Origin of the sequence: Amycolatopsis sp. cmx-11-32, from assembly GCF_047608695.1 — a bacterium.
Taxonomy (GTDB): domain Bacteria; phylum Actinomycetota; class Actinomycetes; order Mycobacteriales; family Pseudonocardiaceae; genus Amycolatopsis.
In genome coordinates this window covers 60,086-78,832 of record NZ_JADNQN010000004.1, presented here as the reverse complement: position 1 = coordinate 78,832, position 18,747 = coordinate 60,086, and the positions used below count along the sequence as shown (strand labels likewise).

The window sequence follows — 18,747 nt, the reverse complement described above, 5'->3', positions numbered from 1 at the left end:
CCGATGTCCACTCATCGGAGACTCAGCCGCCAGCGGTCGCTCTCTTTCCCTTGACCACGCGGTTCACCTTGTCGGCGGAGACGCCACTCTTCGCGGAAACCGTTCCGCCGGAGCCGCCGATCAGCTGGCTCACACGCTGTGGTGTCAAACCGAGTTCCGCGGCGAGCTCCCGCCCGGACAACCCGGATGTTCCCAGGTTTTTCGCCACTTCACGCTGTTTTCGCGGCGGCTCTGCCTCTTCTAGGTCGAGAGCGAGCGCGATGTACTCCCTGGCGACAGCCTCCGCCTTGGACAAGGTGCCCGCCTGCGAGACACCGACGCCATCGACCTGAAGTCCCCACCACGCTTCCAGCGCCTGGCCAAGACAACGTAGGTGTCGGCCATCGCAGCGATCCCTTCGGTGGGCACGCGAGCTTCTCCACTTCTCATGACTCCCCCCGAGTCGATGACCACGCAGATCCAGGGGGACTGGATGTGAACGGGAGCCGATTCGGATCCCGCCCGTGGACAAGGGGTGTGACCAGGGCGTCGTGTGACCTTGGGAAACCTTGTTTGACCAGCGTTGGAATGCCCCGGTACCGTGTGGCGTTAGCACTCTTGTCGGCTGAGTGCCAATGCACGAAGGAGCAGCAGTGCCCACCTACCAGTACGCCTGCAAGGAATGCGAACACGCTTTCGAGGCCGTGCAGTCGTTCTCCGACGCGAGCTTGACCGTGTGCCCGCAGTGCTCGGGGCCGCTTCGCAAGGTCTTCAGCTCGGTCGGCGTGGTCTTCAAGGGCAGCGGGTTCTACCGCAACGATTCGCGCGATTCGAAGGCAGGCACGACCTCGGGCACCCCGGCCAAGGGCGAGGCCAAGACCGAGAGCAAGCCGGAGTCGAAGACCGAGTCGAAGCCGAAGACCAAAAGCGAGTCATCCTCCTCCACGGGTACGACGAAAACGGCCGCCGCCGCTTCCTGACGTCCCGAGTTGTCCACAGGCCCCCGGTTGTCCACAGCCGGGGGTTTTCGTTCTTTCCGGCCCCGGCACCGCCCCCTAGCGTCGAGATCATCACCGATCGACGAGGGGAATCCCGTGTTCCAAGATCTGCCCGCCCTGCGAAGACTTCGAGGCAGGCCCGCACGGCTGCTCCGCCGCTGGCTCGCCCTGTCCCTGCTGCTCAGCGGCCTGGTCGCGCTCTTCCTTCCGGCCTCCGCGCGCGGCACGCCCGGCGCCGCGACCGTGGTCTCCGCCCGTGACCTCCCGGCGGGGACACTGCTGCGCGCCGAGGACCTCAAACTCGTCGATCTCCCCGAGGACGTCCGTCCACAGGGTGCCACCGGTCGGGCGGCCTCGGTCGAGGGGCGGATGCTCGTCGGAGCGGCGCGGGTGAACGAACCGCTGACCGACGTCCGCCTGCTGAGCGCGGCCATCCCCGGAACGGGTGATCCGGAAAGTTCGACTGTCCCGGTGAGGCTCGCCGACGCCGGTGTCGCGGAGTTACTCAGGCCGGGTCAGCGGGTCGACGTCGTCGCGGCCGCCGAGCACGGGCGGGAGGCGTCTGTGCTGGCCGGTATGGCCGTCGTGGCGGCCGTCGGCGACCAGGGCACCGGCGGGCCGAAAGCCTCCGGCGCCGGGAGCAAGGGACCTTTGGTGCTGCTCTCCTTGCCCTCCGCGACCGCGACACGAGTGGCGGCCACCTCGCTGGAACGGTCCATAACGGTTACCCTCCGCTAGCTCGCGCCCGCCGGCGGCGGGCGCCCGCGTCCCCCGGTATGGAAGAAAGGGACGGTCGGCCAACCGTCCCAGCTGAAGAGGAGAGAGCGTCTTGCTCAAGGGTTTCAAGGACTTCCTGATGCGCGGGAACGTCGTCGACCTCGCGGTCGCGGTGGTCATCGGCGCCGCGTTCACGTCGATTGTCACGGCGTTCACGACCGGCCTGGTCAAGCCGTTGATCAACACGATCGGCGGGTCGGACGCCGCCAAGGGGCTCGGTTTCAACGTCCTCAGCGCGAACGACGCCACGTTCCTCGACTTCGGCGGCGTGATCAACGCGGCGATCAACTTCGTGCTGGTGGCCGCGGTCGTCTACTTCGTGATCGTGCTGCCGGTCAAGCACCTCCAGGAGCGGCGCAAGCGCGGCGAGGAGGCGGGCCCGTCGGAGCCGACCGACGTCGAGCTGCTCACCGAGATCCGCGACCTGCTGCGCGCGCAGCAGAACCGCCAGGGCTGAGCCGGTTCACCGGTCGTGGTGAGGCGGCCGGTTCTCCAGATACCACGAGTCGGAGTCCGGGGTGCGCTGCCCCGGCTCTCGCTCGTCGGAGGTCGTGTCGGGCAGGACATCGCCGAAGATCTCATCGACCCGGCGCTGTCTCTCTGTGCAGGATCCCGCCGCGGAAGGGCGCTCGTCCTCGTCTTCACCTGGCATGACGTCCATTTTCGCACCGGTCGTGGAGTCCACTGACCGGTGGGACCATCAGCGCTTGAACATTGTCGACAAGGCGAAGGGGCAGGCCGAGAAGGTGGAAGGGGTGTTGCACCACGACAAAAGGGCGAGCCCGGGACTGAGCCAGGACCCGCCCCCGAAAACTAGGCCTCTTCGAGCCCGGAAAGCTCGTCGATCACGTACGGCACCAGCGACGAGAGCGTCGCCATGCCGTCGCGGACGGCCGCGCGCGAACCCGCGAGGTTGACCACCAGCGTGCTGCCGGAGACGCCGACGAGCCCGCGGGAGATACCGGCGTCCACCGCTCCGGCGGCCAGACCGGACGCGCGCAGTGCCTCGCCGATGCCCGGAATCGGGCGGTCGAGCACACCGGCCGTCGCGTCGGGGGTGCTGTCGCGCGGGGAGACCCCGGTGCCGCCGACTGTGATCACCAGGTCGGCGCCGCCGATCACCGCGGTGTTGAGCGCGTTGCGGATCGCGGCCGTCTCGGCCTCGACCACCACGACACCGTCGACGATGAAGCCCGCTTCTTCGAGCAGCTCCGTGACCAGCGGTCCCGTGTTGTCCTCGTGTTCGCCATGGGCGACACGGTCGTCCACGATGACCACCAGTGCGCGGCCCAGCCGTTGTGCGCTCCGTTCCATACGCACACCGTATCCGGTTTCGGCTGATCTTCGCCGCCGCGGTGTCACGGGCCACGAGTTGTGATGATTCCCTGACGTGAGCGGCGGATCCAGGGCCGCCGTCGAAGATCGCCCCTAGCGTCGGGAAGGTGCGAACAGTGGTAACCGGCGGGGCCGGGTTCATCGGCTCCCCCAACCGCCGATCTGCTGTCCGATCAGGGCGACGAAGTGGTCGTCCTCGACAACAACCTGCTTGCGGACCGCCCACGGCTCCTCTCGTCCGCCCGGCTACACCGGCCGTCACCGGTTCTCGCGTCGCGACGTCACCGACGCGGAGCTGGTCGCCGAGCTGCTGGACGGCGTCGACGCGGTCTGCCATCAGGCGGCCGTCGTACGCGCTGAACAACGACTACGGGACCGCCGTGCTGCTCGCGGCGATGCACCGGGCCGGAGTCCGGAAACTGGTGCTCGCCTCGTCGATGGTCGTCTACGGCGAAGGCCGCTACGAATGCACCATTCACGGGATCGTGCCGCCGTCGCCGCGGAAACAGTCCGATGTGGACGCCGGACGCTTCGAGCCCACTTGCCGACCCTGCCCGTGCCGGACGGCTGCTCGGCTTCACCGCCGAGACCGGTTTCGCCGAAGGCATCGCCGGTTTCGCCACCGCTGAACTGCGGGAACCAGTCGGTTCCTGAAACCGGGAACAGACCGCGCCACCGGCCGGTTGTCGTTCCCGGCAACGGAAGCGACTTTATTTGGGGGTTCGAGTGGGCATCACCGTCGGAGACATCGAGATCGAGGCGCTCGGGGACGGCCTGATCAGGCTGCCGCTCGCGTTCTTCCCCGGTCTCGACCCCGAAGCCCACCCGGACGTCCTCGACGAGGACGGCACCGTGCACGTCCCGACCGGCGCGTACCTGATCCGCGGCGGCGGCCGCACGATCCTCGTCGACACCGGCCTCGGCCCGCGCGAGTTCGCCTTCCCCAAGGGGATGACGCCCGCCAAGGGCGATCCCACCCCGCCGATGGGCACCGGCGGCGACCTCGCGGCCGCGCTGGACAAGGCCGGCTGCCCGGTCGGCGAGATCGACACCGTCTTCCTCACCCACCTGCACAACGACCACACCGGCTGGATCGCCCCCGAAGGCGAGCTGACCTTCCCCAGCGCTCAGGTCGTCTTCGGACGACTCGACTGGGAGGCCCTGATCGAGCCCGCCGGGGCGGGCGAATGGGGCCGCGTCGGCATGGAGACCGCTCGCGGCGCCGGTCTGACCGAGGCGATCACCGGCGACGACGTCCCGATCGCGCCCGGCGTCGTGGCGCGGCACGCCCCCGGCCACACACCGGGTCACTACGTCCTCGACATCACCGCGGACGACGAGCGCCTACTGCTGCTGGGCGACGTCCTGCACACGCCCGCGCAGCTGACGGACACGCGGGTCAGCTTCCTCAGCGACGTCGACCCGGACCTGGCGCTTCGCACCCGGCAGCGGTTCCTCGCCGAAGCCGAAGAGACGGGCGCGATCATCGCACCCGCCCACTTCCCGGACCTGGGGTTCCTGCGTCTCTGATCCCCCGGTCTACTTGCCGCAGAGCACCTTGTCGGTGAGCACGCGGTCCGCGTTGTTGTAAGCCTGGCCGAGGTCGGCCGCGGAGTCCCCGTAGGTCATGGACAGCTCGAAAGTCCTGCTGCCATCGGGTGTGCTGGCCATGATCGTCCCGAAGCCGTGGAAACCGCCCATGCCCTTGAGGACGGTGCCGCAGCTCGCCTCCTGGACGTACAGCCCGAGCCCGTAGCCGCCCGTGGGGTGCGGTTCGCGCATCTCGGCGAGCAACGGGGCGGGCAGCAGCTTTCCGCCCAGCAGCGCGGAGAAGAACTTGTGGAGGTCCTTGGTGGTCGAGATCAGCTCACCGGCGCTGGACGCCCAGGACGGGTTCTGGGTGGTGATGTCGACCGTCTTCCACTTCCCGGCCTCCTCGTACCGGTAGTAGCCGTGGGCGTGCGGCCCGGGGATCCCGGGCCACGTGCCCGGCACCACGGTGTCCCGCAGGCCGAGCGGCCGCAGGATCCGCTTTCGGAGTTCGTCGCCGTAGTGCTTGCCGGTGACCTTCTCGATCAGCAGCCCGGCGAGCACGTAGTTGATGTTCGTGTAGTTCCAGTCCGTTCCCGGTTCGAACAGCGGCGCCTTGGACAGGCCGAACCGCACCAGCTCCTCCGGCTGGTAATTGTGGTATCGGTTGTTGAGGAACTCCTTGCCCTGCAGGGGGATTCCCGGCACCACCGTTCCGTCGGGCCGCAGCGCGCCGGTGTAGTCGAGCAGTCCGCTGGTGTGCTGCAACAGCATCCGCACGGTGATCCGCCGGTCAAGGCCGAACTCGGGAAGGTAACCGGCCACCGGTGCGTCCAGGCCGACCTCGCCTTCCCCGACCAGTTGCAGCACGAGGGTGGACACGAAGGTCTTGGTGTTGCTGCCGATCCGGAACCGCCCGTTCGTCGGCGGTTTCGCGGTCTCGCCCAGCTTGCGCACCCCGGCGCTGCCGGTCCAGTCACCCCGCTGGTCATGCACCCGCAGCTGCGCCCCGGCGAATCCGGAGTCGGCGATCTCCTGGACCATCGCCCGCAGGTCGGGGCGATCCTGTCCCATGGCGGCCGTGGCCACCCCTGGCATGGTCACTCCGGCCAGCAGCGCCGCCGCGACCGCCGTGGCTCCCACCCGCCGGAAGACCCGGCCCCTGTCCTTCTTGGCTGTGCTCCCTGAATTCGTCATGCGGCGACGATCGCCGTCGGCGCTGACACCACGGTGACACGGCACTGACACAGGTCACGGCATGGCGAGCGGCAGGCGGACCTCGAAGCGGCATCCCCGGCCATGGTTGCGGACACCGATCCGGCCGCGATGGGCCTCCACGAGCCCCTTCGCGATCGCCAGCCCGAGTCCGCCGCCGCTCGCCAGGCCGCCACGCTCGGGTGTCCGCGCCCGCGTCCCGCGGAACGCGACGTCGAAGACGCGCCCGATCTCGTCGTCGGGGATCCCGCCGCAGCCGTCGTCGACGGCCAGCAGCGCCTCGCCGCCTTCGATGCCGATCTGGACCGCGACCGTCCCGTCCGGCGGGGTGTGCCGGACGGCGTTGGACACCAGGTTGCGCACGATCCGCGCCAGCTCGGGGTCGCTGCCGGAGACGACCGGCCACACGTCGGCGTACTCGATCATCCGCACCCGCTTCCGCCCGGCGAGCGGCGCCTGCGCGGCGACGGCGTCGCTCACGACGTCGCGCAGCGGCACGGAGGCCATGGTCAGCCGGAGCGCGCCCGCGGTGATCCTCGACAGTTCGAACAGGTCGCCGACCATGCCGGACAGCCGGGTGGTCTCGCCGCTGATCCGCCGCGCGTAGTCGGTGACCTCGATCGGCTCCGCGACGACACCGTCCGCGACCGCCTCGGCCATCGCCTGGATCCCGGACAGGGGGCTTCGCAGGTCGTGGCTGATCCACGCGACCAGTTCGCGCCGCGACGCCTCGGCCGCGCGCTCACGGTCCCGCGCCTCCCGCTCCCACACACTGCGGCGGGCGATCGCGCGGCCGAGCGCGAGGGCGGGCGGCACGGTCACCAGCGCGACCAGCAGGCAGACCAGCGTCATCGTGGTCAGCGCGGGGGTGAACATGAACCCGCTGATCCCGAGCACCGCGGTCAGCGTCGCGAGCACCGGGATCAGCACGAGGATCGTCATCGTGCTGGCGAGCGAACCCCGTCTGAGCAGGTACAACGCCAGGACGCCGAGCAGCACCACCGGCAGCGCGAACAGCAGCGCGAACGGCAGGATGTGCCAGGCGTGCGCCAGCATCTCGCCGAACGACTCACCGGAGCCGATCACGGTCGCACCGGGTCGTACCGGTAGCCGACGCCCCAGACGGTGGCGACGCGGACGGGTTTCGCCGGTTCCCGCTCGATCTTCTCCCGCAACCGTCTCACGTGGACGGTCACGGTGGACTGGTCGCCGAAGTCCCAGCCCCAGACCTTCTCCAGCAGATCGGCGCGTGAGAACGCCACGCCGGGGTGGGCGAGGAAGAACGCGAGCAGGTCGAATTCGCGGCTGGTCAGGGGAAGTTCGGTGCCACGGAGGGTCGCCTGCCGCGCGGTCATCTGCAGCGAAAGATCCCCGTCGGTGAGCTGACGCGCCGCCGGTTCCGGCCGAGGCATCCGCGCGCGCCGCAGCACCGACGCCACCCGCAACGCGAGTTCCTTGGGGCTGAAGGGTTTCGTGACATAGTCGTCGGCGCCGAGCTGGAGCCCGGCGATCCGGTTCTCCTCCTCGCCGAGCGCGGTCAGCATCACGACCGGCACCTGGCTCACCTGCCGCAGCCGACGGCACACCTCGAGCCCGTTGAGCCCTGGCATCATGACGTCGAGGACCACGAGGTCAGGGCCGGTCGCGGAGAACAGGCGCAGCCCCTCCGTGCCGTCCCCGGCGACGTCGACGTCGAAACCCGCGACCTCCAGGTACCGCCGGACTACGTCACGGACGGTCTCGTCGTCGTCGACCACGAGCACACGGCCCTGCTCTGTCATCGAACCCACCTCACCAGCTCGTCAGCATCAGATGGTTCACCATCAGCGCCGTGGCCGCCGACGCGGCGAGCCACCACCGCCGCCGGAGTGACGGCAGCGGCGCCACCGCGGGCAGCAGCCACACCTCGAACGGTAACCAGATGCGTTCGACCTCCGCGTTCGACAGGCCGGGCAGGTCGGCGAACACGATCGCCAGCACCGCGGCCGGCACGATGACCGTGACCGGGTCACGGAACGACCTCTGTGCTTCAGCGAGGAACGCCGCCCCGGCCGCCTCGTCCCGGCGATCACCGCCGGACCGGCCGCGATCAGCACCGCCGCGATATCCGCCCACACCTGGTAGGAGTACGGGCGCAGCGTCGCGATCCCCCGGTAGTAGCGCTCGACGACCAGGTGATACCCGTCGAGCCACCACCGGAGTGCTGACATTCCTCGCGTTCCCGTTGCTATGGCGGCCCTTCGGCGGCGCCACGAACCCGGTCCTGCACGACGCCGACACGCTGACCGGCCTGCTGCTCACCCTCGCCGTCGTCTGGCTCGGCGTAGTCCTGGCCGCGCTTCTCCGAAAAGCACGTTATCGAGGGGTAAGGCAAAGGTGGCGTGTCTGGTCGTGGGGGCCTAACGAGAGCGGGGTAGCTACCCCGCATAAAAGGGCCACGCGCGACCGGGATTGGCAGCCGGTCGCGCGTGACCTCTGGTTCCGGCCCGCTGGGGGTTCGAGCCGGGGTTTGGTCTCGGCCGCGCACTGCGGCCGAGCGTCTGGAAGGACTAATTCGGGGTGACGGGCTGGCCGCCGAGGGTCACCTCGACCACCTTGTCACCGCTGAGGGTGAACTTGACCTTGTCGTTCGGCGCCCTGGTGCGGATCTCGGCGACGAGCGCGTCCGCGTCGGGGATCGACCGGTCGTCCAGCTTCGTCACGACGTCGCCGGATTTGAGGCCCGCCTTCTCGGCGGGGCTGCCCGGCGAAATCTCACCGAGCTGCGCTCCGCCTGTCGGCGCTGTCTGCACTCGCGCGCCGATGAACGTCTGCGTCGCCTGACCGGTGTTGATGATGTCGTCGGCCGTGCGGCGTGCCTGGTCGATCGGGATCGCGAAGCCGATGCCGACGTTGCCGCCGCTCTCGCCGCCCTGGCCCTGGCTGGACTTCGGGCTGTAGATCGCCGAGTTGATGCCGATGACCTGGCCCGCCATGTTCGCGAGCGGTCCGCCCGAGTTGCCGGGGTTGATCGCCGCGTCGGTCTGCACCGCCGACATCACCGTGGTCTGGTCGCCGCCGCCACCGGCGCTCACCGGCCGGTTCAGCGCGCTGACGATGCCGGAGGTGACCGTGCCAGCCAGTTCGAACGGCGAACCGATGGCGACCACCGGCTGCCCGACCCGCAGGTCGTCGGACCGGCCCAGTTCCACCGGGGTCAGCCCGCTGACGCCGCTGACCTTCACCACGGCGATGTCCGTCGTGGGGTCGCGGCCGACGACGGTCGCCGTACCCTTCTTGCCGTCCTGGAAAACCGCCTGGATCTGCCCGCCAGTGGCGGCGACCTCGACGACGTGGTTGTTGGTGAGTACGTAGCCGTCGGTGCTCAGCACGAAGCCGGACCCTTCGCCCGCACCGGAACGGCCGGACACCTGCAGCTCGACGACGCTCGGCGAGAGCTTCTGCGCCACCGACTCGACCGAACCGGCGGGCAGGTTGCCCGTCTGCTGGGCGGGCTTCGGCGCGTCGAGCGCGTTCACGGAGCCGCCACCGGTGGAATCCGCGGTCAGGAAACCGACCGTGCCGCCCGCGACCCCGCCGACGACCAGCGCGATGGCCGCGACACCGGCGAGCAGCTTGCCCGAAGTGGACTTCGAGGCCTGCCGCTGCTGCGGGACCGCGTACACCGACGGGCCCGGCTGGGTGTACGGCGTCTGCTGGCCAGGGATCTGGTGCCCCTGGGTGTACGGATCCGGCGCCGGCTGCTCCTGAGCGGGTGGCTGCTGGGTCTGCGTCTGGGCCTGGGGTGACCACGGGTTGTACTGCTGATCGGAGGTATAGGCCTGCTGTGTACCGCTGTGCGGGGTGGCATGGCCGCCGAGGCCGGTCGCGTCAGGCTGCCGCGGGGCAGGCTGTGCGGCCCAGCTCGCGCTCTGCTCCGCGTCCGGCTGAGCGCCGGCGGGCCGCGCCTGCTCGGCGTTCTGGGCGCTGGAGTCGTTCTCGGTCATGTCTCTACCTTGCGGGATGGTCCTGAGAAGTTCCTGAGCCAAAGCTGTGCATCGCACATGAGTATGGCCTCCTCAGCGGGTGGCGCGCAGCCTTTCCGCGATCTGCTCGGGGGTGGCGTCGTTGATCCACACGGCCATCCCGGACTCCGACCCCGCCAGGTACTTCAGCTTGTCCTCGGACCGCAGGACCGAGAACACCTCCAGATACAGCCAGCCGAGCTCGCGATCGCGTTGGGCGGGCGCCTGGTTCCAGGCCGCGATGTAGGGCAGGGGCCGGTCGTAGAGCCCGTCACAGCGGCGAAGGACTTCGAGGTAGATGTCGGAGAACTCGTCACGTTCGGCGTCCGAGAGCGCGGGGATGTCCGGCACCTGGCGGTGCGGCACGATCTGGACCTGCACCGGCCAGCGGGCGGCGGGCGGCACGAAAGCCGTCCAGTGCTCGCCCGCGACCACGACCCTCGCCCCGGATTCCCGCTCGGCGGCCAGGACGTCACCCATCACCGGACGGCCGCGTTCGGCCTCGTAGGCGCGGGCGAGGGCCAGCATCCGCTCGGTCTTCGGCGTGACGAACGGGTAGGCGTAGATCTGGCCGTGCGGGTGATGCAGTGTCACGCCGATCTCTTCACCGCGGTTCTCGAACGGGAAGACCTGCTCGACACCGTCCATCGCGGACAGTTCGGCGGTGCGGTCGGCCCAGGCGTCGACGACCGCGCGGACCTGCTTGGCCGTCAGCCCGGCGAAAGAACCGTCGTGGTCGCTGGTGAAACAGACGACCTCACAGCGGCCGACGCCCGGCGCGACCGGCACCAGCCCCGCGTCATCCACTGTGGACGATCCGCCGACGACGTTGCGCGCGAAGGAAGGGAAGCGGTTCTCGAATACCACGACGTCGTAGTCCTGCTCCGGGATCTCGCTGGGCTTCCCGGGTTTGGTGGGACACAGCGGGCACAGGTCGGCGGGCGGCTTGTAGGTCCGCGTCTGCCGGTGGGCGGCCATCGCCACCCACTCGCCGGTCAGCGGATCACGCCGGATCTCCGACGCCGCCGCGACCTGAGGCAGGTCACGGGTGTCCTCGGCGGTGCGCTCGGGTGCGCCGGGCGAGTCGAAATAGATGATCTCCCGGCCGTCGGCCAGGTGCCTTACCGTGCGCTTCACGCTTCTTCAGCCTCAGCCGTCTCCGCCGTTTCGGCGATCATCAGCGCACCTGCCTGCTCGGTGAGCGTTTCCCTTGCGTTGTCGGACAAACCGTCGTCCGAGACGACGACGTCGGCCTCTTCGAGCCCGGCGATGGTGGAGATGCCGACGATGCCCCACTTGGTGTGGTCGGCCAGCACGACCAGCTTGCGACCCGCTTCGACCAGCGCCCGGTCGGTCTCGGATTCGGTGAGGTTCGGCGTGGTGAACCCGGGGCCGTCGGCCATCCCGTGCACCCCCAGGAAAACGACGTCCAGGTGCAGCGAACGCAGGCTCTGCACGGCGACCGGCCCGACCAGCGCGTCCGACGGGGTGCGGACGCCACCGGTGAGGACCACCGTGCGATCCGGCTGGTTGGCGCCGCGCAGCACGTCGGCGACCTGGATGGAGTTCGTGACGATCGTCAGGCCGGCGATCTCGTCGAGCGCCCTGGCCAGCGTCCACGTGGTGGTGCCCGCGGAGATGCCGATCGCGGTACCCGGCCGGACCAGTCCGGCCGCGACGGCGGCGATGGCCTCTTTTTGAGCGCGCTGACGCACGGATTTGGCCTCGAAGCCCGGCTCGTCGGTGCTCTTGCCGACGATGGAGGTGGCGCCGCCGTAGACCTTCTCGACAAGCCCTCGGCCGGCGAGCACGTCGAGGTCTCGGCGCACCGTCATGTCGGAGACGCCGAGCCTCGTGACGAGGTCGCTGACCCGGACCGCCCCGGTCCGGCGCGCCTCTTCGAGGATCACCGCCTGTCGTTGCCGCGCGAGCACGAAGCCTCCCTGGATCAACTACACAAAATCCTACACGATCAAACATGGCGCGACGAGCCGAATGGGCTGCCAGCATGAGGCCATGGCCACGCTTCGCGACGTCGTCTTCGACTGCCGCCACCCGGCCTCGCTGGCCCGCTTCTGGGCGGCCGCGCTCGACGGCTACGAAGTGGCGCCCTACGACGAAGAAGAGCGTGAGCGACTTCGTTCTCTGGGGTTCAGCGGCCCCGAAGACGATCCTTCGGTACTCGTCGAAGCAGCTTCGGGTCCGCGACTCTTCTTCAATCTGGTTCCGGAGTCGAAGGTCATCGAGAGCCGCGTACACCTGGATCTGACAGGCGACGATGTCGAACGGCTCGACGCTTTACTTCGCGTCCGCCTGCTTGATGCCGTCGATCGGGACGCCGCGAAAACTCAGCACGAAAAGAGAGACCGCGCCGAAGAACAGCGCGATGTCGGCGACGTTCCCGACGAACCAGCCGTGGTAGTCGATGAAGTCGACGACGTGACCGCGCGCGAAGCCGGGGTCACGGAACAAGCGGTCGCCCAGGTGCGTCGTCGCGCCGCCGAGCAAAAGCCCGAGCGAGATCGCCCAGCCCGCCGAGCGGACCTTGCGCGAGATCCACAGCAGCGCGACCACCGCGACCGCGGCCAGGATCGCGAAGATCCAGGTCGAGCCGGCGCCGAGGGAGAACGCCGCACCCGGGTTGTAGAGCAGCCGGAAGCGGATGAAGTCGCCGATCACCGGGACCGGCTCCCGGCCGGTCAGGGCGTCGACGGCCCACCATTTGGTCAGCTGGTCGGCCGCCAGCAGCACCACGGCCACCAGCACTGTCCACAGCAGACGACGGGGCGGCATCTCAGGCGCGTTCTCGGTGCTCATCACCCGTCAGAGTAATCACCCCTCAAGCAGGGGCTCCCGGAAGCCGCAGGGTCATCAGCGCGCCGCCACCGGAAGCGCGTCCCGCGTAGACGTCGCCGCCGTGCCGCTGCGCCGCGTGCTGGACGATGGCGAGGCCGAGCCCCGAACCGGGCAGCGTCCGCGCTTCGGAAGAGCGGTAGAAGCGGTCGAACACCTTCGGCAGGTCCTCGTCGGCGATCCCCGGCCCGGCGTCCTCGACTTCGAGCACGGCGGTGCCGTCGCCGACCGGGTACAGCCGGACCCCGACCGTCGAACCTTCGGGCGAGAACTTCACCGCGTTGTCCAAGAGGTTCAGTACCGCGCGCTCCAGCGCGCTGGAGTCGCCGGTGAGCACCCACGGCTGGAGCGTGACGTCGAACTCGATCTCGCCCGCGCGGCGGCGTGCCCTGTCGAGCGCGCGCTCGACGACGTCGGCCATCTCGACGCGTTCGTGCTCGATCCGCGGCTCGTCCTGCCGCGCGAGTTCGACGAGGTCGCCGATCAGCTGGGTCAGCTCGTCGAGCTGGCCGCGGATGTCGGCCTCGATGTCGCTGCGGTCCTCGTCGGACAGCGTGCGCGCACCCGGCCTGCTCGCGGACAGGAGGAGTTCGAGGTTCGTGCGCAGCGAGGTCAGCGGGGTTCTCAGCTCGTGACCGGCGTCGGCGACGAGCTGCCGTTGCCGCTCCTGCGATTCGGCGACCGTGCCGAGCATCGTGTTGAAACTCTGGGTGAGGCGGGCGAGTTCGTCGTCGCCGCTGACCGGGATCGGCCGCAGGTCACCCGTGGTGGCGACGCGTTCCGCCGCCGACGTCAGCCTGTCGACCGGCCTCAGTCCCGCTCTCGCGACGGCCGTTCCCGCCGCCGCGGCGACCAGGATCCCGGCGCCGCCGATCAGGAACAGGACCACCGAAAGCTCGTTCAGGGTGCGTTTGGTCGGGCCCAGCGACTGGGCGAGCACCATCGCCTGCCCCGCGCTCTGCGGGAGGGCGACGACGCGGCTGTCGGTCTTCGGGTCGGTGCGCAGGGAGAACCCCTTGTCGCCGGTGGCGACCGCGATCTCGTCCTCGCCGTACGGCGGGCGGCTCCCGGACTGCGGATAGGTCAGCCGGATCTTCTCCCCGACCGTCAGCTGGCCGATCTGCAGGTCCGCGCTGGCAAGGAAGGCGCCGGGCACCTGCTGCAGTTCGGTCTGCACCTGCGGCGAGTCGACCGCGGCCTGTGCGCGGGCGAGCAGGTTGTCGTCCACCTGCTGGTAGAGGTTGTCGCGCACGACGAGGTACGCGCCGAGGGACACGAGCGCCACCGCGCCCGCCACCGAAGCGGCCGCGAGTAGTGTCACCCGGCCTCGGAGCGAGAAGCGCCGCGTGCTCCAGCGGTCGCCGCGCGGATCCTTTTCGGCCACGCCGACGACCTGGACCGGGTCGGTCACGGCGGGGTTTCCCTCAGCACGTAGCCCACTCCCCTGACCGTGTGGATCAGTCTCGCTTCGCTCCCAGCCTCGGTCTTTCTGCGCAAATAGCCGACGTAGACCTCCAGCGCGTTGCCCGACGTCGGGAAGTCGTATCCCCATACTTCCTCCAGGATCCGGCTGCGGGTCAGGACGTGTTTCGGGTAGGAGAGGAACAGCTCCAGCAGCGCGAATTCGGTCCTCGTGAGACTGATCTCCCGCCCGGCCCGGCGCACCTCCCGCGTGCCAGGGTCCAAGGTGAGGTCCGCGAACGACAGGATCTCGGCGTTCTGCCCCGCCTGCGGATCCGGGATGGCGCGGCGCAGCAGCGCGCGAAGACGAGCAAGAAGCTCTTCGAGCGCGAAGGGCTTCGGGAGGTAGTCATCGGCGCCGGCGTCGAGACCGGACACACGATCGGACACGGTGTCCCGCGCCGTGAGGACGAGAATCGGCAGGTCGTCACCGGTGCTTCGCAGCCGTCGGGCGACCTCCAGGCCGTCGAGCCGCGGCATCATCACGTCGAGGACCATAGCGTCGGGTCTGTTGGCGATGATCGCTTCCAGGGCCTGTGCGCCGTCCCCGGCCAGTTCCACCTGGTAGCCGTTGAACTCAAGGGATCGCCTGAGTGATTCACGGACGGCCCTGTCGTCGTCCACCACGAGGATGCGCATGACGACAGTCTTACGCAGAGTGCTGAGACTCGCCTAAGAACACACACCGAACAAACAAAGGAAATCGAACGGTCCACAAGGCGTTTCAGCCGGTCTCGGGACCCTTCGCAACAGGTGCGTTCCATCTACGCCACAAAGCGAGCATCCGGACCCCGACCACCGCGGCGGCTGATACGGCCGTCACCGGCCCCGGCGGCAGTCGCAGAGCGTGACCGATCACGACGAGCACGGCCCCCGCGAGCGCCGCGACCGCGTAGATCTCCTTCCGCAGCACGAGCGGGATTTCGCGGAGCAGAAGATCACGCACCGCGCCGCCACCGATACCCGTCGTCATCCCGATCAAGCACGCCGCGTAGGGAGTGGCGCCCGCGTTCAACGCGATAGTGGTACCCGCCGTCGCGAACACCCCGAGCCCGAGCGCGTCGGCGAGGAGGACGCCACGCCGCAGCTTCGCGATCTGCGGATGGAACACGAACACGACCAGCGCCGTCCCGCCACAGACCGCGAGGTAAGGCCAGGTCCGCAGCGTCGTGGGCGGGGTGATCCCGAGCAGGACGTCACGGATGATCCCGCCGCCGAGCGCCGTGGTGAGCCCGACGACGACCACCCCGAAGACGTCCAACCTGGACCGCACCGCCGCGAGCGCGCCCGAAGCCGCGAACGCGATCAAGCCGAGGAACTCGAGCGCGGTGAGGATCATTACTGGTCGAGAAGGCCACCGCGGTAGGCCAGCAGCGCGGCCTGCACCCGGTTCGCCGCACCGATCTTGGACAGGACAGCCGAGACGTAACCCTTGACCGTGGCCTCGGACAGGTGAAGACGTCCGCCGATCTCCGCGTTGGACAACCCCTGCCCGATCAGCCCGACGACCTCACGCTCCCGCTCGGACAGCGACGCGAGCAACTTGCGCGCCGGCTGCGCGGCCCGCTGCTCGTCCCGATGCGACTGCACCATGCGCGCCGCGACCCCCGGGTCCAGCACCGCGCCACCCCTGGCGAGGTCCCGCACGGCACGCAGCAGCGCCGCCGGGTCGATGTCCTTCAGCAGGAAGCCGTTGGCCCCGAGCCGGAGCGCCAGACTGACGTAGTCGTCGATGTCGAACGTGGTCAACATGGCCACGGTCGGCGGATCCGGCAACGCGAGAATGGCCCTGAGCGCGCGAATGCCGTCGTCAGGAGCCCGCATCTTGATGTCGAGCAGGGCGACATCAGGGTGGTACCGCCGGGCGACCTCGACCGCTGATCTCCCGTCGCTCGCCTCGCCCACGATCTCGATGTCGGCGGCGCCGGACATCATGGCACGCAGGCCCGAACGGACCAGTTCCTCGTCGTCGGCGAACATGAGCTTGATCAACGAAGCCCTCCGGCAGCCGGGGGAGCGGCGTCTCGCGTCCCGTTAACGAAGATTACCTACTGTTGTTCAGGGTTTCGAAACCAGACACGTACGAGTGACCCGTACGGGTCATCTGTGTCGATCTAGCTTTCGATTCAGACCCTGGTTTGCTGGGTCGAGTGTGGGTGGTTCTGGGCGGATCCGCAGGTCGAGTGTCACTAGACGGCCAGTGGCTGGGTTGCGCGCCATGCTCCTCTGGCTGCTGCGGCGCAACCGCCGTTCGGGGCATCCCCGCGGTTCACCGAGCTGGCCGCTTGGTCCGCTCGGGGATGACTTCGACCTCACGCCCGGGCGGCTCCGATCACCCGGTAGGCTGTGCCTGGCAGTACATGCCCTCGTAGCTCAGGGGATAGAGCACCGCTCTCCTAAAGCGGGTGTCGCAGGTTCGAATCCTGCCGGGGGCACTCCAAGGATGGGAACGAGAGAGATGTAGGGCATGGCATCCTCCTTGTTGTTGTCGCGTTTGCGTTGATCAAGCTTCGTGTCACGGTCAAATGACAAGATGATCGCCTCATGAGCGGCCTGACGTGCCGCTAGGACCGTCGACCCGATCAGAGTTGCCGTGCACTTGAGCTGGTTGGTGTTCTTGTCGTAGTGAAGTTCAAGCCGGACAGCTTCGAATAGTCGCCGAGCGGTGCCTTCGGGTAGTTCTTCAACTCGAACCTCGCCCATGGGCAGGGCGTCGAGCAGGTCGGGGTTGGGCACCTGCTCGTTCTCCTCCTCGGCTTCGGCGAGCTGAGCTTCGAGTTGGGTTTGCGATTGTGAAGCTCAGCGCGTTCGTCGTTGATGTCGCGAACGAGGTCATCAGTCGGTTTGTCGATACGGGAGAAGTTCCGGACGAGGTTCTTGATCATGCGGGCGGTGTCGTCGATCTCGCGGCGCAGCGCGGCGAGGCGGTGGTCTCGTTCTCGTTGGGCGGCGAGGCCGAGATCTCGGACCGTGTCTTCGAGCAGGCTACGACGGTAGGCGCCGAAGACGTAGGCGGACAGAAACTCGTTGAGCTTGTCGACAATCGTGTCTTCGCGAATCCAGAAGCTCCCCGCAGCGGGGTGACCGTCGGGGACATATCCCTTTTTTGGTGCGCAGACGTAGTAGGCCAGGCCGCGGCGGGTCTTGCCGTACATCCGCCGACCGCAGGCGCCGCAGAACAGATAGGTGCGCAGCAGGTAGGAGCGTTTGGTCTGCGGGTGCTTGACGTTGGTGTTGTCGGTACTACGGGAGCCGAATCGGTGTCCGCTGACGTTCTGGGCCAGCAGCCAGTCCTCCAGGGTGACGAGGTGTTCATGAACGGGTCGCGCGGACCAAATCCACTCCTCAATGGGATTCATGCGGTTGCCATGCGTTTTGCGTCCGCGCCGGTTCCACACCATGTGTCCGGTGTACTTGGGATTGGTGAGGACGTCGCGGACATTAAAGTAGGTCCACCGGCCGACAGTGCGACTCGGATCCACCGGCACGGGCGGCGGATAGGCGGCAGGGTCACGGTTGAGTCCGTCCGCGATGGCCTGGTAACCCAGGCGCTCGGCGATCCGCCACTGGTACACCTTCCGCACGGCCGATGCTTGGGCGGGGTCTGGTTCGAGAAAGGTCTTCTTGACACCCTTCGCTCGCTTGGCTGGAACCGGATGCGGGACATGGCGGGCGCGGTAGCCGTAGCACGGTTTCCCGATGTTGTATCCCGCTTCGGTGTGGATAGCGGTTCCGTCCCACGACTTCTCCAACATGTCAATGACGTAGAACTCGGAGATGCTCTGCTTGACTCGGCGGGTGAGCAACTGCGTGGCGATCTTAGGTCTACGACCGTCTATTGTGGTCAGTTGAAACGGTTCGTCCGCGGCCAGCAAGCGCACCCCGGCACGCTCCAAGCGATGCTCGATGGTGGTGCCGTGGTACATATGCTGAGCTGCACGTTCGATCGACTCGCAGATGACGTAGTCGAATCGCCGATCGGAGCGTTCGGCCTCGGCGAGCAAGTCTTGAATGCCGCCGTCACGCGGGATGGGGATATCGAACTGTTCGTGCGCGCGTCCACTCCCACGTATGTCGAGGTCCATGCGGCCGGATTCGACGTCGTAGAAGTGCGCGACGATCAGACCGCCTTCGGGAAGGGCTCGTTGAGACGAGCCCAGCTGACGCGGCAACGAGAGAGTAGGGTCCTGCATGTCCCGAGTGGACACGCGTCCCAGCCAAGCGAAGCGTAGAAAATGCTGCTGTGCGGCAACGTCGATCGATTCACCACCTGCCGCGGCTTGGCTGTAGGGGCTTCGGGCACACCCTACGCCGCGTTGCCCAGCCCAGGTACGGACCTGTTCCGGACCTGCCATTCCGTCACCTCCCACAGCACTCGCGCCTGCTCTCCAGCCAAACGTCGGGCCTCGATGCCTTCTACGGTAAGGAGCTCGACAATCAGTTCCGGTGGCTCGTCAGGAGTCAGGCGCCCGGCGGTATCACGCCGCTCGAGTTCGCCCGCCATACCTCGTGTCCTTTCAAGCACAGTAGCGTCGATGCGAGAGGAAGGGAGCTCCCGTATTGGGGACCACCGCATTGCCAGCTCTCAGGCCGCT

The 18,747-nt window shown here is 68.3% G+C and carries 19 protein-coding genes, 1 tRNA gene and 3 pseudogenes; 7 read left to right on the top strand and 16 right to left on the bottom strand.

Annotation, left to right across the window (positions count from 1 at the left end):
• Window positions 1–22 precede the first annotated feature (22 nt).
• Entirely contained in the window at window positions 23–295 is a 273-nt protein-coding gene (locus ACM6LR_RS12835; RefSeq protein ID WP_414943864.1) for a hypothetical protein, read from the bottom strand.
• Between the two features lie 337 nt (window positions 296–632).
• Here ACM6LR_RS12835 and ACM6LR_RS12830 point away from each other — a divergent pair, with 337 nt between their 5' ends.
• The 3 genes from ACM6LR_RS12830 (at window position 633) to mscL (ending at window position 2,211) form a co-directional block, all read left to right on the top strand.
• A complete protein-coding gene (locus ACM6LR_RS12830) occupies window positions 633–959 on the top strand; it encodes an FmdB family zinc ribbon protein (RefSeq protein WP_414943863.1) in 327 nt (108 codons plus the stop codon).
• Between the two features lie 114 nt (window positions 960–1,073).
• Entirely contained in the window at window positions 1,074–1,715 is a 642-nt protein-coding gene (locus ACM6LR_RS12825) for an SAF domain-containing protein (RefSeq protein ID WP_414939610.1), read from the top strand.
• A 91-nt stretch (window positions 1,716–1,806) separates the two neighbouring features.
• On the top strand, window positions 1,807–2,211 hold the full coding sequence (gene mscL / locus ACM6LR_RS12820; protein WP_414939609.1) for a large-conductance mechanosensitive channel protein MscL: 405 nt from the start codon (window positions 1,807–1,809) through the stop codon (window positions 2,209–2,211).
• A 6-nt stretch (window positions 2,212–2,217) separates the two neighbouring features.
• Here the strand turns inward: mscL and ACM6LR_RS12815 are convergent, their stop codons facing one another.
• Window positions 2,218–2,406: a hypothetical protein gene (locus tag ACM6LR_RS12815; protein WP_414939608.1), complete on the bottom strand. Its 189-nt coding sequence runs from the start codon at window positions 2,404–2,406 to the stop codon at window positions 2,218–2,220.
• Between the two features lie 161 nt (window positions 2,407–2,567).
• Entirely contained in the window at window positions 2,568–3,068 is a 501-nt protein-coding gene (locus tag ACM6LR_RS12810; protein ID WP_414939607.1) for a MogA/MoaB family molybdenum cofactor biosynthesis protein, read from the bottom strand.
• A gap of 128 nt (window positions 3,069–3,196) precedes the next feature.
• On the opposite strand from ACM6LR_RS12810, the pseudogene ACM6LR_RS12805 reads away from it, so the two are divergent.
• Window positions 3,197–3,679: pseudogene (locus ACM6LR_RS12805) on the top strand (NAD-dependent epimerase/dehydratase family protein); the annotation flags it as partial.
• 136 nt (window positions 3,680–3,815) lie between these two features.
• Window positions 3,816–4,619, top strand: coding sequence for an MBL fold metallo-hydrolase (locus ACM6LR_RS12800; protein WP_414939606.1), 804 nt, complete (start codon window positions 3,816–3,818; stop codon window positions 4,617–4,619).
• A gap of 9 nt (window positions 4,620–4,628) precedes the next feature.
• On the opposite strand, the gene ACM6LR_RS12795 is transcribed toward ACM6LR_RS12800, so the two are convergent.
• The 7 genes and pseudogenes from ACM6LR_RS12795 to ACM6LR_RS12765 form a co-directional block, all read right to left on the bottom strand.
• Entirely contained in the window at window positions 4,629–5,816 is a 1,188-nt protein-coding gene (locus ACM6LR_RS12795; protein WP_414939605.1) for a serine hydrolase domain-containing protein, read from the bottom strand.
• A 54-nt stretch (window positions 5,817–5,870) separates the two neighbouring features.
• A complete protein-coding gene (locus ACM6LR_RS12790) occupies window positions 5,871–6,920 on the bottom strand; it encodes a sensor histidine kinase (protein WP_414939604.1) in 1,050 nt (349 codons plus the stop codon).
• Entirely contained in the window at window positions 6,917–7,615 is a 699-nt protein-coding gene (locus ACM6LR_RS12785) for a response regulator transcription factor (protein ID WP_414939603.1), read from the bottom strand. The genes ACM6LR_RS12790 and ACM6LR_RS12785 overlap by 4 nt, the downstream gene beginning before the upstream one ends.
• Window positions 7,616–7,625: 10 nt before the next feature.
• Window positions 7,626–8,029 (bottom strand): annotated as a pseudogene (locus ACM6LR_RS12780) (hypothetical protein); the annotation flags it as partial.
• Between the two features lie 354 nt (window positions 8,030–8,383).
• Window positions 8,384–9,820: a S1C family serine protease gene (locus tag ACM6LR_RS12775; protein WP_414939602.1), complete on the bottom strand. Its 1,437-nt coding sequence runs from the start codon at window positions 9,818–9,820 to the stop codon at window positions 8,384–8,386.
• A gap of 72 nt (window positions 9,821–9,892) precedes the next feature.
• Entirely contained in the window at window positions 9,893–10,975 is a 1,083-nt protein-coding gene (gene galT / locus ACM6LR_RS12770) for a galactose-1-phosphate uridylyltransferase (RefSeq protein WP_414943862.1), read from the bottom strand.
• Window positions 10,972–11,772, bottom strand: a complete 801-nt coding sequence (locus ACM6LR_RS12765) for a DeoR/GlpR family DNA-binding transcription regulator (protein WP_414939899.1) — start codon at window positions 11,770–11,772, stop codon at window positions 10,972–10,974. The genes galT and ACM6LR_RS12765 overlap by 4 nt, the downstream gene beginning before the upstream one ends.
• Between ACM6LR_RS12765 and ACM6LR_RS12760 the strand changes: the two are divergent.
• A pseudogene (locus ACM6LR_RS12760) lies at window positions 11,672–12,115 on the top strand (VOC family protein); the annotation flags it as partial. The gene ACM6LR_RS12765 and the pseudogene ACM6LR_RS12760 sit on opposite strands and share 101 nt — an antisense overlap.
• A 21-nt stretch (window positions 12,116–12,136) precedes the next feature.
• Here the strand turns inward: ACM6LR_RS12760 and lspA are convergent.
• From lspA to ACM6LR_RS12735, 5 genes are all read right to left on the bottom strand, one after another.
• Window positions 12,137–12,655, bottom strand: a complete 519-nt coding sequence (lspA, locus tag ACM6LR_RS12755) for a signal peptidase II (RefSeq protein WP_414943861.1) — start codon at window positions 12,653–12,655, stop codon at window positions 12,137–12,139.
• A gap of 22 nt (window positions 12,656–12,677) precedes the next feature.
• A complete protein-coding gene (locus ACM6LR_RS12750; RefSeq protein WP_414939599.1) occupies window positions 12,678–14,102 on the bottom strand; it encodes an ATP-binding protein in 1,425 nt (474 codons plus the stop codon).
• On the bottom strand, window positions 14,099–14,791 hold the full coding sequence (locus ACM6LR_RS12745) for a response regulator transcription factor (protein WP_414939598.1): 693 nt from the start codon (window positions 14,789–14,791) through the stop codon (window positions 14,099–14,101). Before ACM6LR_RS12745 ends, ACM6LR_RS12750 begins: the two co-directional genes overlap by 4 nt.
• An 85-nt stretch (window positions 14,792–14,876) precedes the next feature.
• Window positions 14,877–15,491: a trimeric intracellular cation channel family protein gene (locus tag ACM6LR_RS12740; protein WP_414939597.1), complete on the bottom strand. Its 615-nt coding sequence runs from the start codon at window positions 15,489–15,491 to the stop codon at window positions 14,877–14,879.
• Window positions 15,491–16,144 carry a response regulator gene (locus ACM6LR_RS12735; RefSeq protein WP_005155565.1) on the bottom strand — a complete coding sequence of 218 codons (654 nt, stop codon included), beginning with the start codon at window positions 16,142–16,144 and terminating at the stop codon, window positions 15,491–15,493. Before ACM6LR_RS12735 ends, ACM6LR_RS12740 begins: the two co-directional genes overlap by 1 nt.
• 370 nt (window positions 16,145–16,514) lie before the next feature.
• On the opposite strand from ACM6LR_RS12735, the gene ACM6LR_RS12730 reads away from it, so the two are divergent.
• Window positions 16,515–16,587: transfer RNA gene (locus tag ACM6LR_RS12730), tRNA-Arg, on the top strand.
• 147 nt (window positions 16,588–16,734) lie between these two features.
• On the opposite strand, the gene ACM6LR_RS12725 is transcribed toward ACM6LR_RS12730, so the two are convergent.
• Window positions 16,735–18,507 carry a recombinase family protein gene (locus ACM6LR_RS12725; RefSeq protein WP_414943860.1) on the bottom strand — a complete coding sequence of 591 codons (1,773 nt, stop codon included), beginning with the start codon at window positions 18,505–18,507 and terminating at the stop codon, window positions 16,735–16,737.
• Window positions 18,508–18,747 lie beyond the last annotated feature (240 nt).

Coding starts and splice junctions, on each gene's coding strand:
- ACM6LR_RS12815 (WP_414939608.1), bottom strand. CDS start 2,406: ATGCCAGGTGAAGACGAGGACGAGCGCCCTTCCGCGGCGGGATCCTGC.
- ACM6LR_RS12810 (WP_414939607.1), bottom strand. CDS start 3,068: ATGGAACGGAGCGCACAACGGCTGGGCCGCGCACTGGTGGTCATCGTG.
- ACM6LR_RS12795 (WP_414939605.1), bottom strand. CDS start 5,816: ATGACGAATTCAGGGAGCACAGCCAAGAAGGACAGGGGCCGGGTCTTC.
- ACM6LR_RS12785 (WP_414939603.1), bottom strand. CDS start 7,615: ATGACAGAGCAGGGCCGTGTGCTCGTGGTCGACGACGACGAGACCGTC.
- ACM6LR_RS12775 (WP_414939602.1), bottom strand. CDS start 9,820: ATGACCGAGAACGACTCCAGCGCCCAGAACGCCGAGCAGGCGCGGCCC.
- lspA (WP_414943861.1), bottom strand. CDS start 12,655: ATGAGCACCGAGAACGCGCCTGAGATGCCGCCCCGTCGTCTGCTGTGG.
- ACM6LR_RS12745 (WP_414939598.1), bottom strand. CDS start 14,791: ATGCGCATCCTCGTGGTGGACGACGACAGGGCCGTCCGTGAATCACTC.
- ACM6LR_RS12740 (WP_414939597.1), bottom strand. CDS start 15,491: ATGATCCTCACCGCGCTCGAGTTCCTCGGCTTGATCGCGTTCGCGGCT.
- ACM6LR_RS12725 (WP_414943860.1), bottom strand. CDS start 18,507: ATGGCAGGTCCGGAACAGGTCCGTACCTGGGCTGGGCAACGCGGCGTA.